The 12,743-nt window shown below is 66.7% G+C and carries 14 protein-coding genes; 2 read left to right on the top strand and 12 right to left on the bottom strand.

Annotated features, from left to right (window positions below):
• Positions 1 to 7 precede the first annotated feature (7 nt).
• Positions 8 to 649 carry a LysE family translocator gene (locus ACSFA7_RS04880; RefSeq protein ID WP_435498338.1) on the bottom strand — a complete coding sequence of 214 codons (642 nt, stop codon included), beginning with the start codon at positions 647 to 649 and terminating at the stop codon, positions 8 to 10.
• A gap of 121 nt (positions 650 to 770) precedes the next feature.
• Between ACSFA7_RS04880 and ACSFA7_RS04875 the strand changes: the two genes are divergently transcribed.
• Positions 771 to 1,076 (top strand): NIPSNAP family protein, encoded by a 306-nt coding sequence (locus ACSFA7_RS04875; RefSeq protein ID WP_013541845.1) that lies wholly within the window; start codon positions 771 to 773, stop codon positions 1,074 to 1,076.
• A 3-nt stretch (positions 1,077 to 1,079) separates the two neighbouring features.
• Here ACSFA7_RS04875 and ACSFA7_RS04870 read toward each other — a convergent pair whose 3' ends face one another.
• Positions 1,080 to 1,811, bottom strand: a complete 732-nt coding sequence (locus ACSFA7_RS04870; protein ID WP_435498337.1) for an HAD family hydrolase — start codon at positions 1,809 to 1,811, stop codon at positions 1,080 to 1,082.
• A 30-nt stretch (positions 1,812 to 1,841) separates the two neighbouring features.
• On the opposite strand from ACSFA7_RS04870, the gene hemH reads away from it, so the two are divergent.
• Positions 1,842 to 2,846 (top strand): ferrochelatase, encoded by a 1,005-nt coding sequence (gene hemH / locus ACSFA7_RS04865; RefSeq protein ID WP_435498336.1) that lies wholly within the window; start codon positions 1,842 to 1,844, stop codon positions 2,844 to 2,846.
• Positions 2,847 to 2,853: 7 nt separating this feature from the next.
• Here the strand turns inward: hemH and ACSFA7_RS04860 are convergent, their stop codons facing one another.
• The 10 genes from ACSFA7_RS04860 to ACSFA7_RS04815 all read right to left on the bottom strand — a co-directional run bounded on the left by ACSFA7_RS04860 (position 2,854) and on the right by ACSFA7_RS04815 (position 12,624).
• Entirely contained in the window at positions 2,854 to 3,360 is a 507-nt protein-coding gene (locus ACSFA7_RS04860; RefSeq protein ID WP_435498335.1) for a DUF1993 domain-containing protein, read from the bottom strand.
• Between the two features lie 60 nt (positions 3,361 to 3,420).
• Positions 3,421 to 4,293, bottom strand: a complete 873-nt coding sequence (locus ACSFA7_RS04855) for an alpha/beta fold hydrolase (RefSeq protein WP_435498893.1) — start codon at positions 4,291 to 4,293, stop codon at positions 3,421 to 3,423.
• A 14-nt stretch (positions 4,294 to 4,307) separates the two neighbouring features.
• Entirely contained in the window at positions 4,308 to 5,375 is a 1,068-nt protein-coding gene (locus ACSFA7_RS04850) for a branched-chain amino acid ABC transporter permease (protein ID WP_093435208.1), read from the bottom strand.
• A 14-nt stretch (positions 5,376 to 5,389) separates the two neighbouring features.
• On the bottom strand, positions 5,390 to 6,370 hold the full coding sequence (locus ACSFA7_RS04845; protein ID WP_042580076.1) for a branched-chain amino acid ABC transporter permease: 981 nt from the start codon (positions 6,368 to 6,370) through the stop codon (positions 5,390 to 5,392).
• Positions 6,367 to 7,092, bottom strand: coding sequence for an ABC transporter ATP-binding protein (locus ACSFA7_RS04840; protein ID WP_435498334.1), 726 nt, complete (start codon positions 7,090 to 7,092; stop codon positions 6,367 to 6,369). The genes ACSFA7_RS04845 and ACSFA7_RS04840 overlap by 4 nt, the downstream gene beginning before the upstream one ends.
• Complete coding sequence (locus ACSFA7_RS04835) at positions 7,089 to 7,853, bottom strand: ABC transporter ATP-binding protein (protein WP_435498333.1); 765 nt, start codon at positions 7,851 to 7,853, stop codon at positions 7,089 to 7,091. The genes ACSFA7_RS04840 and ACSFA7_RS04835 overlap by 4 nt, the downstream gene beginning before the upstream one ends.
• Positions 7,854 to 7,897: 44 nt before the next feature.
• Complete coding sequence (locus ACSFA7_RS04830; protein WP_435498332.1) at positions 7,898 to 9,346, bottom strand: extracellular catalytic domain type 2 short-chain-length polyhydroxyalkanoate depolymerase; 1,449 nt, start codon at positions 9,344 to 9,346, stop codon at positions 7,898 to 7,900.
• Between the two features lie 164 nt (positions 9,347 to 9,510).
• Entirely contained in the window at positions 9,511 to 10,698 is a 1,188-nt protein-coding gene (locus ACSFA7_RS04825; RefSeq protein WP_435498331.1) for a substrate-binding domain-containing protein, read from the bottom strand.
• 157 nt (positions 10,699 to 10,855) lie between these two features.
• The gene (locus ACSFA7_RS04820; RefSeq protein ID WP_042580081.1) at positions 10,856 to 11,119 is read right to left on the bottom strand and encodes a hypothetical protein; all 264 of its coding nucleotides are present in this window, start codon (positions 11,117 to 11,119) and stop codon (positions 10,856 to 10,858) included.
• Positions 11,116 to 12,624: a sigma-54 interaction domain-containing protein gene (locus ACSFA7_RS04815; RefSeq protein ID WP_435498330.1), complete on the bottom strand. Its 1,509-nt coding sequence runs from the start codon at positions 12,622 to 12,624 to the stop codon at positions 11,116 to 11,118. The genes ACSFA7_RS04820 and ACSFA7_RS04815 overlap by 4 nt, the downstream gene beginning before the upstream one ends.
• Between the last annotated feature and the right edge of the window lie 119 nt (positions 12,625 to 12,743).

Genomic DNA, 12,743 nt, shown 5'->3' with positions numbered 1-12,743 from the left:
GGGCGGATCAGGCCGCCTTGTTGGGCAGGCGCAGCAAGCTCAAACCCAGCAGCACGAAAGCGCCGCCGGACACGCGATTGAAGAGCTTCGAGCGGCGCGGATCGGACAGCTGCTTCTTCAGCATCCGCGCGAGCAGCACATAGAACGCGTGCGACAGCACCGAGCCCGCGGCGAAGGTGGCGGTGAGCACCGCGAACTGCCCGAGGATCGGCGCGTCATGCACGAGGAACTGCGGGAACAGTGCCGAGAAGAACAGGATGCCCTTGGGATTGGTGAGCGCCACGGTGACGCCGTTGCCGAACAGGCGCCACGCAGCGCGCGGTGCGGGGGGCGCGCCGGTTGCGGCCAGGTCGGAGAACACGCTGGCCCGGTTGCGCCACTGCTTGATGCCCAGGTAGATCAGGTACGCCGCACCGGCCACCTTCAGCACCATGAATGCGGAGGCCGAGGTCGTCAGTACCACGCCCAGCCCCGCCATCGCGGCGGCCGACACCATGAACAGGCCCACCGCATTGCCCATCGAACTGATCATCGCGCGCCGCGGGCCCACCGAGATCGAGTTCGAGACCGCGAGCAGCACGGCCGGGCCAGGGGTGAAGGCGACGAGCAGCGTCACGCCGCAGAAGATGAGCCAGTTGGAGAGGTGCACTTTCGGAGTTCCTGCGCGAAAGGTGGACAAGAGACGAAACAGGGGAGCGGGAAACTATAGTCCGACGGCCCGCAGCCCGCCGGGGCCGCGCCGATTACCCCTCACCTCCGGAAACCAAGACATGGTCACCTGCTACCTGCGCTACATCGTCGACGCCTACAAGCTCAAGGAATTCGAGCATTACGGCAAGCTCTGGATTCCGTTGGTCGAAAAGTTCGGCGGCAAGCACCACGGCTACTTCCTGCCCTCGGAAGGCGCCAACAACGTCGCGCTGGCGATGTTCAGTTTTCCGAGCCTCGCGGCCTACGAGAAATACCGCGCCGACTCGATGCAGGACCCCGAGTGCCAGGCGGCGTTCAAGTACGCAGAGGACACGCGCTGCATCCTGAGCTACGAGCGCAGCTTTTTCCGGCCTGTCTTCGAATAAGCCTCAGGCGCCCAGCGCCACGCACAGCGCGTGCAGGTTCGGCACGATCAGCTGCGGCCGCGCGCCATGCACCCAGGGGCGCTCGTCGCGCACCAGCCAGGCGGCCTGCATGCCGGCATTGAGCGCGCCGACCACGTCGAGCTCGGCGTCGTCGCCCACGTGCAGCACATCCTTGGGCAACAGGCCGACCGAAGCCGCGGCGGCGCGGAAGATCGGCGCATGCGGCTTGCCGCTGCCGAAGGCGCGTGCATTGAACGCGGTGCGAAACCACCGGCCCACGCCGGTCTGGTGGATGTCGGCATTGCCGTTCGACACGGCAACCAATGGATAACGCTCGCTGAGCCACTTGAGCGCGGGCAACGCATCGTCATAGAGCGTCACGCGCTGGCGCTCGGCGAAGAAGGCGTCGAAGGCGGGATCGGCCAGCGCTGGGTCTTCACCGGAGCGCTTCAGCGCGGTGCGGATCGATTCGCGGCGCAGCGCACTCAGGTCGTGCGCGAGGTCCGAGCGCTCCTTCTCGGTGGCTTCGCGCAGTTCGCGCAGGATGCCGGGCGTGAGCAGCAACGAGGCGGTCTTCGGTGCCTCGCGCAGGAGCCATTCCTGCAGCACGGCCTCGGCACGTTCGATGGTCGGCCAGATGGGCCAGAGGGTGTCGTCGAGGTCGAGGGAGATCGCGGAGATGCGTTGGACGTCGAGCGGCGCGGCGCTCGCGGGCGCAGGGGAAGCGGAGGTCATGCCTGAGAATATCGCATGCCCCACGACCCGATGAACGCCAGCTCCGCCAATGACCGCACCGCCGTGCTCTGGTGCAACCTGGGCTCCCCCGACGCCCCCACCGCCGCCGCCGTTCGCCCCTATCTCGCCGATTTCCTGGGCGACCCGCGTGTCGTCGAGATTCCGAAATTGCTCTGGGCGCTGATCCTGCACGGCGTCATCCTGCGCACGCGGCCCGCCAAATCCGCCGCCAAGTACGCGAGCATCTGGATGCCTGAGGGCTCGCCGCTCAAGGTGTGGACGCAGAAGCAGGCGACGCTCCTGGCCGGCTGGCTCGGCGAACGCGGCCACCGCGTGACGGTGCGCGACGCGATGCGCTACGCCAACCCGTCGATCGCCTCGCGCCTCGACGCACTTGCGGCCGAGGGCGCGACGCGCGTGCTGGTGCTGCAGGCCTATCCGCAGTACTCGGCCACGACCACCGCGAGCGTGATCGATGCAGTGAACGACTGGAGCCGCAAGCAGCGCCGTATTCCCGAATTCCGCTTCGTCAACCAGTACCACGACGACCCCGCCTACATCGATGCGCTCGCGCAAGGCATCGAGCGCCACTGGAAGGCCGAGGGCCGCGGCGAGGTGCTGTTGATGAGCTTCCACGGCATCCCCGCACGCAACATCGCGCTCGGCGACCCGTACCAGGCGCAGTGCCTCGAAACCGCGCGCCTGCTCGCGGCACGGCTCGGTCTTTCCGACGCGCAGCACCGCGTCACCTTCCAGTCGCGCTTCGGCCGCGCCAAGTGGCTCGAGCCCTACACCGAGCCGACGCTGCGCGAGCTCGGCGCAAGCGGCATCCAGCGGGTCGACGTGGTGTGCCCGGGCTTCCCGGCCGACTGCCTGGAGACGCTGGAGGAAATCGCCATGGAAGGCCGCGAAGCCTTCCTGCATGCGGGTGGCAAGGCCTTCAGCTATATCCCCTGCCTCAACGACAGCCCGGCATGGATCACCGCGCTCGCGAACATCGCCGAACGCAACCTCGCAGGCTGGCCGACGCGATAGCTGGTGCTCAGAACTTGCCGAGGTAGTCCAGCTTGCCGATCGGCATGCCGCTGTGGCGCAGCACGTCGTAGGCCGTGGTCACGTGGAAGAAGAAGTTGGGCAGTGCGAACTGCAGCAGGTAGCGCTGCGCGGTGAAGGTCGCCTCGCCCTCGCGGGTCTTGATGGTCACGGGGCGTTCCTCGTGGCCGTCGATCAGGGCTCGGTCAATGGTCGCGAGGAAATCCTGCGTCTTGCGGATGCGGGCCACGAGGTCGTCCCAGGTCTTTTCCTCATCGGGGAAGCTGGGCGCCGTGATGCCCGCGATGCGCGCGGCGCCGAGCTTCGATGCATCACTCGCGCGCTGAACCTGGCCGGCCAGCGTGAGCATGTCGGGCGCGAGACGCGCATCGACCAGCGTGGCGGTGTCGATGCCGTTGGCCTTGGCGTGCGCCAGGCTCTTGTCGAACAGGTGAGTCAGTTGCCCGAGTCCGCGGGTGAAGACCGGGACGGACAGGTCGTACATCGAGAGCGCCATGGTGAGGTGAGCCTTGTAGCAGTGGTTGAAGCCGGCGGCGATTGTGCTGCCGCCCTGCATTCAGCGACCGGCGGCGCGGATAAACCCCTCGATGGGCTCCAGTTGTTCGGGCACGTTGAGCGCGGGCGCGTGACCGCACCCCTGGATTTCGATGACCTGCAGTCGCCCTTCGGCGCCCGGTCCCCGGCGCCGCATCTCCTCGACCACCTCGGGCAGCACCAGGTCCGACTCGGCGCCGCGCAGGCACAGCACCGGCACCTCGATCAGGTCGTAGTGCGGCCAGATGAGGTAGTCGTTGTCGTGCGCGCTGAACTGCCGGACCATCGCGGGGTCGTAGTGCGGCGTCACGCGGCCGTCGGGCAGGCGGCGGGTGGAACTCTCGGTCAGGCGGCGCCACTGCGCATCGCTGAGCCAGCCGTAGGGCTTGTAGACGGTGCGAAAGAACGCCTCCAGCTCGGCCACCGTATCGAACGATGGCGGCTGGCCCGCATAGGCGCGGATGCGCTCGATGGCCGCTTGCGCAAGCTGCGGCGCGTTGTCGTTGAGCGTGAGGCTCGCGATGCGCGCCTTCATGCGCGGCTCGAACAGGCCCGAGGCGCAGACCATGCCGATCGCGCCGCCCATCGAGGTGCCGACCCAGTGCACCCGGCCGAGGCGCAGTTCGTCGCACAGCGCGTTCGCGAGCTTTGCATAGAACGAGAGTTGGTATTCCTCGTCGGGCAGCGGGCTCCATTGGCTGAGGCCGCGGCCGATGGTGTCGGGGCAGATCACGCGAAAGCCGCGCGCGGCAAAGTGCTGCGCCAGTTCGTCCATGTCTCGGCCGGTGCGGGCAAGGCCGTGCCAGGCAATGACGACCGGCGCATCGGGCGCGCCCCATTCGAGCCAGTGGATCTCGCGGCCCGCGAGTTGCGCGTAGCGCGACAGCGGCGTCATGAAGTTGCTGTCGCTCATCTCGCCGCCCTCGCCCGCAGCTTGCCGACGATGCCGGTCGGAAAGTAATACACCGACAGCACGAACAGCACGCCGAGCCACAGCAGCCAGCGATCGGGCGACAGCAGCGCCGCGAGCCACGGCAGCCCGCTCGCCGCCTCGCTGCCCAATCGCAGCAGGTCCTGCAGGTAGCTCTGCGCCACCACGAACAGCACCGCGCCGATGGCCGCGCCGTAGATGGTGCCCATGCCGCCGATCACCACGATCAACAGCACGTCGATCATGATCTCGAAGCTCAGCGAGGTGTCGGGTCCGTTGTAGCGCAGCCAGATCGCGAGCATCGCGCCGGCCAGCGTGGCAAACAACGCCGACAGCACGGCGGCCGTCGTGCGGTACACCACCACGCGGTAGCCGATGGCCTCGGCGCGGAACTCGTTCTCGCGAATGGCCTGCAGCACGCGGCCGAAGGGCGAGTTCACGATGCGCAGCAGCGCGAGCACCAGCACCACCGCCGCGACGAACAGCAGGTAGTAGCAGAGCAGCCGGCCATCGAGCGAGACGCCGAGGAACGGCTCCTCGGCAAACTCGAAGCTCGGCGAGATCAGCTCGGGCAGCTTGAAGGTCAGGCCGTCTTCGCCGCCGGTGAAGTCCGACAGCTGCGAGGCCAGCGTCTGGAACGCCGAGGCCACGGCCAGCGTGATCATCGCGAAGAAGATCGCGCGCACCCGCAGCGAGAACAGCCCGATGGCGAACGAGAGCACCAGCGAGATCGCCAGCGATGCGCCCAGCCCCACCAGCACCGCACCCCAGTTGGGCCCGAGCCGCGAAGCAGAGATGGCGATGCCATACGCACCGATGCCGAAGAACATCGTGTGCGCGAAGCTCACGATGCCGGTGTAGCCCAGCAACAGATCGAAGCTCGCGACCAGCACCACGAACACCAGGATCTTGGCCGCGACACTGAGCGCCTTCACGCCCGGGAAGATGAACGGCGCGAACGCCAGCGCAATGAACAGCGCCACGAGCAGCAGCGCCAGCAGGCGGCTGCGCGGCATGTCGTTGGAGAGGAGTCGTTTGAGGAACATGGGTGTCTTCTTCCTCAACGGTTCGCGACGGGGTACACGCCCTGCGGCCGCCACAGCAGCACGGCCACCATCAGGAAAATGCTCGCGAACTGCGTGAGCGTGGGCAGCAGGAAGCCGATGTAGTTGGTCATGAGGCCCACGAGCAGCGCGCCGATGAGCGCCCCGCCCGTCGAGCCCAGCCCGCCGATGATGATGACGATGAAGATCAGCACGTTGACCTGCGCGCCCATCTGCGGCACGAGGTTCTGCTGGAACAGCCCCCACATCACGCCGCCCAGGCCCGCGAGTGCGCTGCCCACCACGAACACGCCGACGAAGAGCCGTCCGATGCGGTAGCCGAGCGACTCGACCATCTCGCGGTCCTGCACGCCCGCGCGGATCAGCAGGCCGATCTTGGTGCGACCGAGCGTCCATGCGAGCAGGCCGAACACCACCACGCCCACCGCGACCGCGAGCAGCCGGTATTTGCTGATGGCCGCATCGCCGATCAACAGCGAGCCGCGCAGTGCCTCGGGCAACGGCAGCGGCACCTGCGCCGGGCCCCAGATCACCTTGATGAGCTCCTCGCCGATGATCATGCCGCCCATCGTGATGAGGATCTGCTTCAGGTGCTGGCCATACACCGGCCGCACGATGAAGCGCTCGAACGCGAACCCGACCGCGCCCGCGACGGCCATCGCGACCAGCATCGCGGGAAACACCGCCACGAGGTTGCGCCAGAGTTCCTGCGAGCCGGTCCAGTCGCCCATGAGCCCGAGCACGCTGCTCGCCACGAAGGCGCCGAGCGCGATGAACACGCCGTGGCCGAAGTTCAGCACGTCCATGAGGCCGAACACCAGCGTGAGGCCCGAGGCGATGATGAAGATGATCATGCCCATCGCGAGGCCCGCCACGGTAAGCGTGAGCCACGTCGAGAACGAGCCCGTGAGCGGCAGCGCGACGAGCGCGAGGATGGGGGCGAGAAGCAGCGGCTTCCAGTCGAAGTCGAGTTTCATAGGGCCAGTCCCAGCAGCGATTGCTGCAGTTGCGCATCGGCGGAAAACACCGCCATCGAGCCGCTGTGCACCACGCGGCCGTTGTCCATCACCGCCACGTTGTCGCCCAGGCGCTGGGCGAAATTGATGTTCTGCTCCACCAGCAGGATCGTCACGCCGCTGCGCTTCAGCTCGGCGAACGCGTCGATCATGTTGTTGATCATCACGGGCGCAAGGCCCTTGCTGGGCTCGTCGATCAGGAGCAGTTCGCGTGGCTCGACGATGGCGCGCGAGACCGCCAGCATCTGCTTCTGCCCGCCCGAGAGCTTGCCCGCGGGGTGGTTCCAGAACTTCTCCACTGCGGGGAAGAGCTTGAAGATCCACTTCAGGCGCGTGTCGTCGATCTGCGCGGCGTTCTTTGCGCCTCGCGCGGCGAGCAGCATGTTCTCCTTGACCGTGAGGTCGGAGAAGATGCCCATGTTCTCGGGCACGTAGGCGATGCCCAGGCCCGCGATCTGCGGCGTCTGCATCGCGGTGATGTCCTTGTCGCCGAAGCGCACCCTGCCTTGCGATGCATGCCACAGGCCCATGATGGTTCGCAGCGTGGTCGTCTTGCCCGCGCCGTTGCGGCCCAGCAGCATGGTGAGCTGGCCACGGGGCACGGCGAGGTCCACGCCATGCAGGATGTGGTACGCCCCGATGTGCGTCTGCACGCCTTCGAGCGTCAAGAGATTGGTGCTCATGCCGCCTCCTTCGCAATGCCCAGGTAGGCCTCCTGCACCACCGGCGATGCGATCACCTCGGCCGGTTCGCCATCGGCCACCAGCGTGCCGTTGTGCAGCACGATGATGCGGTCCGCGAGCTCGCGCACCACGTCCATCTTGTGCTCGACCAGGAGGATGGTCTTGGTCTTGTCCTGCTTGAGCTTGCGGATCAGGTCGAGGATGACCGGCGCCTCGGCCGCGTTCATGCCGGCCGTGGGTTCGTCGAACATGAAGACCTTGGGCTCCAGCGCCATGAGCAACGCCACCTCCAGCTTGCGCTGGTCGCCGTGCGGCAGGCTCGCGACCGTGGCGTGTTCCCGCGATTTCAGCGCCACGTCCGCGAGGATCTGGTCCGCGCGCTCGGTCAGCGCCTTGTGGTCACTCCAGATGCTCCACAGGTTCAGGCCCCGCCGGTGCGCGCCCTCGCGCGTGGCCTGCACCGCCAGGCGCACGTTCTCCAGCACCGTGAGGTTGGGAAAGAGGTTGGTGAGCTGGAAGGCCCGCCCCAGCCCCGCGTGCGTGCGCGCGGACGGCGACAGGCCCGAGAGCGATTGCCCGTCGAGCGACACCGTGCCGGCGCTCGCCTTGAGCTGCCCCGAGATCAGGTTGAAATAGGTGGTCTTGCCCGCCCCGTTGGGGCCGACGATGGCCGTCAGCGTGCCCGGCGCAAAAGCGCAGCTCACGCTGTTGACGGCCACGTGGCCACCGAAGCGGATGGTCAGGTCTCGGGTCTCAAGCATCGTTGGTCATTGCGAAAAAGAAAAAGTGTCGATCTCGATCGGCCTCAGCAGGTGCCGATCACGTAGTAGTTCGGGCCGGTCTGCTTCAGTGTGGTGGTGACGTAGATGTTCCACAGGCCCATGGCCTGCGCCGAGCCGTAGGCATACGTCAGGCCCCACAGCGCATAGGCGCGCCCGGCCAAGGTGTGCGCATAGTTGCTCGCGGTGTAACAGGTGCCACCGGTGCCGCCCGAGGTGGTGGTGCCGGTGGCGGCCGTCGACATCGCGCCCTGCGCGTTGCTCGCGTCCAGCGCGGCCACGGTCCAGCTGTAGGTGGTGGATGCGGCGAGGCCCGTGTCGGTGTAGTTGGTGGCGACTACCGGCGCCGCGTTGACCTTGCTGCCGCCGCGGTACACGTTGTAGCCAGTGGCACCCGAGACGCCCGCCCAGCCGATCACCATGCTGCTGGCGGTCGCGCCCGAGGTGCCCACGCCGGTGGGCGCCGGCAGCGACGAGCCGCCGCTCGAACTGGTCACGCGGTCGACCATGGCCTTCATCGCCGCCATCTGCGGACCCGACTTCTTCGCGTAGTTCGCGTTGTCGTAGCCCCACCAGTCCCAGCAGCTGTTGGTGGCCGCGGTGCTGGTCTGCGGATAGATGAGCACGATGTTGTTGGTGTCGGCCCAGCGGTTGTAGCCGGTCTTCTTCACGTACTGGTCGCTCACGTCGGTGTAGTTCTGCTTGCAGCCGTGCAGCACCAGGTGCACGCGGCACGAGGCGGTGGTGCAAGCCTGCGGCACGTAGATCCAGCCGGTCGCGGCCGCGCCGTGGCCGGTGATGAACTCCGACTGGTTGAACTCGGTGAAGGTGCCGCCCAGCGTGCCGTTGTTGCGCGGGTTCAGCGGGCCGTACAGGTGCGTGAGGATCTCGCCCGCGAGGTCGAAGCCGCAGTTGTTGATGTAGGGCGTGGCGGTGGTGGCACAGGCGCCACCGTAGTCGTCGGTGACCATCGCGTGGCCCGCGCCCAGGTTGTTCTTGTAGACCGTGTTGGCGGTCGGTACGAAGCTCTGGTAGTAGGTCTTCAGGTCGTCCATCACCGCCTGTTTGACGGTGTTGTCCGCGGTGCCGGAGAAGAGATAGACCTTGGAGCCCGTGAGGTTCGACACCGGATCGATCGCGCCGCTCGCGGCCCAACTGTTGGTGGTGCTCACCAGCGTGGACACCGGGATGCTGGTGCTGTGCGTCATGCAGCGCCCGGTGGCGTTGAGCACCGAGCCTTCGGCGCAGTAGTACGGCCCACCGGCCACGACGCCGGCGCCGCGCTTGAAGGTGGCCGAATAGGCCACGTGCAGTTGCACGGCCATGAAGCCGCCCGCCGAGAGGCCCGACACGCTCACCTCCGCCGGGTTGGCGTTGAGCGCGGGCAGCGGCACCGCCGCCATCGCGGCATGCGCCGCCACCGTCATTGCCGCAGCCGCGGCCAGTTCCTTCCAGTTCCTTCTCATCGCTTGCATCGCTGTCTCCTAGTGTTGTGGGTATCGAACGCTTGCTTGCAGACTGACGAATCGGCCGAGGATCGCGCCGGCTTGCGCGGACGCAGGCTGGCGCTTCGCCCGGCGGCCATCCGGGGCGAAATGGGAATGCGGCCTTTCTCAAGGCCGCGGGACCAGGTGGGCGCTCAGCGCTTGTTTTTGATGGGGATGTCCATCTCTTCGGGCTTGATCTCATGGACCAGCTCCGGCACGCCCCAGGCGAACGCCGGGTCGACCTTGATCTTGAAGTGGTACATCGACTGCATCGCCTGGTGGTCTTCCTTGCGGAAGGTCATCTTGCCCTTGGGCGTGTCGAAGCTCATGCCTTCCATCGTGCTGATGAGCTTGTTGGTGTTGGTGTCGCCGTTGGTCTTCTTCAGCGCCGTCACCACCGCCATCGCGGCCGAGAAACCGCCGGCCGTGAAGAAGTCCGGCGGCGTCTTGAACTGCTTGTAGTGCGCCGAGACCATCGCCTCGTTCACCGGATTCTTCGGGATGCCGAAGTAGTAGTACGCAGCACCCTCCATGCCCGGCAGCGCCTTGTACGCGGCCATGGCCGGCAGGATGTTGCCGCCCGTGGCGATCTCGATGCCGTAGCGCTTCAGGTCCAGGTCGACGATCTTGAACGGGTTGCCCGCGCCGGCCCAGACGATCCAGATGATCTTGCGGCCCGGCTGGTCTTTCAGCTTGTCGATCAGGCGCTGCGCACCGGCGGTGAAGTCGGTGGTCGCAGGCGGTAGGTACTCCTCGTGCACAAGCTTGGCCTTCTTGAGCGCCGAGCCGAAGGCCTTCACGCCGTCGCGGCCGAAGGCGTTGTCCTGCGCGAGCGTGGCAACGGTCACGCCGGCCTTGTCGACCGCCACCGCATTGGAGATCGCGTCCTGGCTCGAATTGCGGCCGGTGCGAAAGATGTACTTGTTCCACTTGTCGCCGGTGATCGAGTCGGCCACCGCAGGCTCGACGATCAGGATCTTCTTGTATTCCTCGGCCACCGGCAGCATCGCCAGCGCCACGCCCGAGGCGGTCGGGCCGACAGCCAGCGCGGCCTTGTCATCCGAATACGCGGCTGCCAGCAGCGACTTGCCCAGGTCGGGCTTGCCCTGGTCGTCCTTCTCGATGACCACCAGCTTCTTGCCGTTGACCGTCATCGTGCCGCCGGTGGCGTAGTCCAGGCCCATCGCGAAACCGGTCTGGGTCTGCTTGCCGTAGGCCTCCAGCGGGCCGGTCTTGCTGTAGATGTGGGCGATGCGGATTTCGTTGGACTGGGCCCAGGCGGAAGCGGCAGCGGCGCAAGCGGAAAGCGCGGCCAGCGCGACGAGGTGGCGACGGATCATCGTTATGTCTCCTGAAAGTGGTGACTGAATATTGCACAGTTCGTGCCACACGCCCAACTCATTGATAACAAAGGTTTCTTCATTGGGAAGAAGCCCTTGGCGCCTGATTTCAGAACACTTGTTGTGACTGAATATCAGGCAACTGTCTTTTTATCAGTCAGGGTTTGCCAGAGGCCTGCCGCGCTGCGATCCAGCGCTGGAATTCGCGCTCGGCCTGCATCCGGAATTCGTTGCGCGTGTGGTTGCAGATGGCATGGGCCAGGCGCCGGTGCTTCTGGTTGCGCACGCCGCCCAGCGTCGAATCGACGAGGTGCTCGATGGTCGCGGACTCGGGCCGGCCGTGCGGCTCGTCGAAGTCCATGGGAAGGCCGCACCAGTGACAGTTGGGGCCGAAGGTGGAACGCAGGGCTCGGACGCTCACGACTGACCCTGGTTCGTCATGCGCTCGTACAAGGTCGCGCGTGATATGCCGAGCAGCCGTGATGTCGCCAGCTTGTTGCCGCCCGTGGATGCGAGCGCGGCGGCGATGGCCTTGCGCTCCAGTTCTGCGACCTGCTGTGCCAGTGGCCGCAGCAATGCGGCTTCTTCATCGCCATTCGCGTGCGACATGTCGGGCAGCTCGATCTGCTCCAGCCCGGCTTCCCGCAGGATGCGCTCGAGTTGCACGGCGTCGATGCGTTGCGAATCGCTGCGCATGGTCACCTGCTCCAGCACGTTGCGCAGTTCGCGGATGTTGCCGCGCCAGTGCTGGCCCGCGAGCAGCGCGAGTGCATCGGGGGTGAGTTCGGGCGGCGCCTCGCCGCTGCGCAGCGCCATGTCTTCGCCGAGCGCTTCGACCAGCGCCGGGATGTCGCTGCGCCGTTCCCGCAACGGCGGCACGCGCAGCGGCAGCACGTTGAGGCGGTAATAGAGGTCTTCGCGAAACAGGCCGCGGCGCACCAGCTCGGGCAGGTCGCGCGAGGTGGCGGCGATCACGCGCGCATCGAAGGGCACGAGCTTGTTGGAGCCGAGCGGTTCGATCTCGCCCTCCTGCAGCGCGCGCAGCAGCTTGGCCTGCAGGCCGAGCGGCATGTCGCCGATCTCGTCGAGGAAGAGGCTCCCGCCATCGGCCAGCTTGAACTTGCCTTCGCGCCCTCGCCTGTCGGCGCCTGTGAAGGCACCGGGGGCGAAGCCGAAGAACTCGGCTTCGAGCAGCGTGTCAGGCACGGCGGCGATGTTGACGCTGACGAACATGCCCTTGGCGCGCGCCGACGACGCATGGATCGCATGCGCAAGCAACTCCTTGCCGGTGCCGGTCTCGCCCAGCAGCAGCACCGGGCTGGTCGACTGCGCCGCCCGGCGCGCATGGCGCTTCACCTCCACCGCCGCCGGACTGCTGCCGATGAAGCTCGCAAAGGTGTACTTGGAGCGCCGCTGCCCGTCGGGCGCGTGCTGGTAGAGCGGGTTGTTGCGCTGGCTCGCGAGTTCGCGCCGCGCGTCGTCGAGGTCGCGCTGCAGCAACGCGAACTTGCTGATCAGCGGCTGCAGCGTGGTCTCGGGCTGGTCGAACAGCACGATGCCGATGGCACCGATCACATCGCCCGCCCCGCCCTCGCGCTCCTCGCGCAGCGGAATGCGGCTGACCACGAAGGTGCCCGCCTTGTTGGTCAACAGGTCCACCAGGATCGGCTCGCCGGTTTCGAGCACGCGCCGCATCTGCGTGTTGGGAATCACGTCCTCGACCATGTGGCCCTGGAACTGGTCGATGGAGGAGAAGCCCAGCGCCGGCAGGAAGCGCCGGTAGCCCTCGTTGACCCAGACGATGCGCCCGCTGCTGTCGACCAGGAACATGCCCTGGCTGATGCTGGAGAACAGATGGAACATCGAGCGCGCGGCGAGCGCGAGGATGCCCTCGGCGTCAAGGGGCAAGGCAGGGGGAGCAGGCATGGGCGGATCGTAACTGTGCATCGAAAGGCAACAAATCCGGCATCGATGCAGCGCCGGAAATGCCTGGAACGGCGCCGAGGAAAAAAAGCCTTCAGGATCCCTTAAGTAAATCAATCGTT

It is taken from the genome of Variovorax trehalosi (assembly GCF_051216415.1).
In the GTDB taxonomy this organism is placed as follows: domain Bacteria; phylum Pseudomonadota; class Gammaproteobacteria; order Burkholderiales; family Burkholderiaceae_C; genus Variovorax.
Note: the sequence above shows the minus strand (reverse complement) of the source record. Positions and strands in the feature narration are given on the sequence as shown.

Bases quoted from the DNA above. Each gene is read 5' to 3' on its own strand.
- ACSFA7_RS04850 (WP_093435208.1), bottom strand. From the start codon at position 5,375: ATGTTCCTCAAACGACTCCTCTCCAACGACATGCCGCGCAGCCGCCTG.
- ACSFA7_RS04830 (WP_435498332.1), bottom strand. From the start codon at position 9,346: ATGCAAGCGATGAGAAGGAACTGGAAGGAACTGGCCGCGGCTGCGGCA.
- ACSFA7_RS04855 (WP_435498893.1), bottom strand. From the start codon at position 4,293: ATGACGCCGCTGTCGCGCTACGCGCAACTCGCGGGCCGCGAGATCCAC.
- ACSFA7_RS04835 (WP_435498333.1), bottom strand. From the start codon at position 7,853: ATGCTTGAGACCCGAGACCTGACCATCCGCTTCGGTGGCCACGTGGCC.
- ACSFA7_RS04815 (WP_435498330.1), bottom strand. From the start codon at position 12,624: ATGCCTGCTCCCCCTGCCTTGCCCCTTGACGCCGAGGGCATCCTCGCG.
- ACSFA7_RS04825 (WP_435498331.1), bottom strand. From the start codon at position 10,698: ATGATCCGTCGCCACCTCGTCGCGCTGGCCGCGCTTTCCGCTTGCGCC.
- ACSFA7_RS04870 (WP_435498337.1), bottom strand. From the start codon at position 1,811: ATGACCTCCGCTTCCCCTGCGCCCGCGAGCGCCGCGCCGCTCGACGTC.
- ACSFA7_RS04875 (WP_013541845.1), top strand. From the start codon at position 771: ATGGTCACCTGCTACCTGCGCTACATCGTCGACGCCTACAAGCTCAAG.
- ACSFA7_RS04860 (WP_435498335.1), bottom strand. From the start codon at position 3,360: ATGGCGCTCTCGATGTACGACCTGTCCGTCCCGGTCTTCACCCGCGGA.
- ACSFA7_RS04845 (WP_042580076.1), bottom strand. From the start codon at position 6,370: ATGAAACTCGACTTCGACTGGAAGCCGCTGCTTCTCGCCCCCATCCTC.
- ACSFA7_RS04840 (WP_435498334.1), bottom strand. From the start codon at position 7,092: ATGAGCACCAATCTCTTGACGCTCGAAGGCGTGCAGACGCACATCGGG.
- hemH (WP_435498336.1), top strand. From the start codon at position 1,842: ATGAACGCCAGCTCCGCCAATGACCGCACCGCCGTGCTCTGGTGCAAC.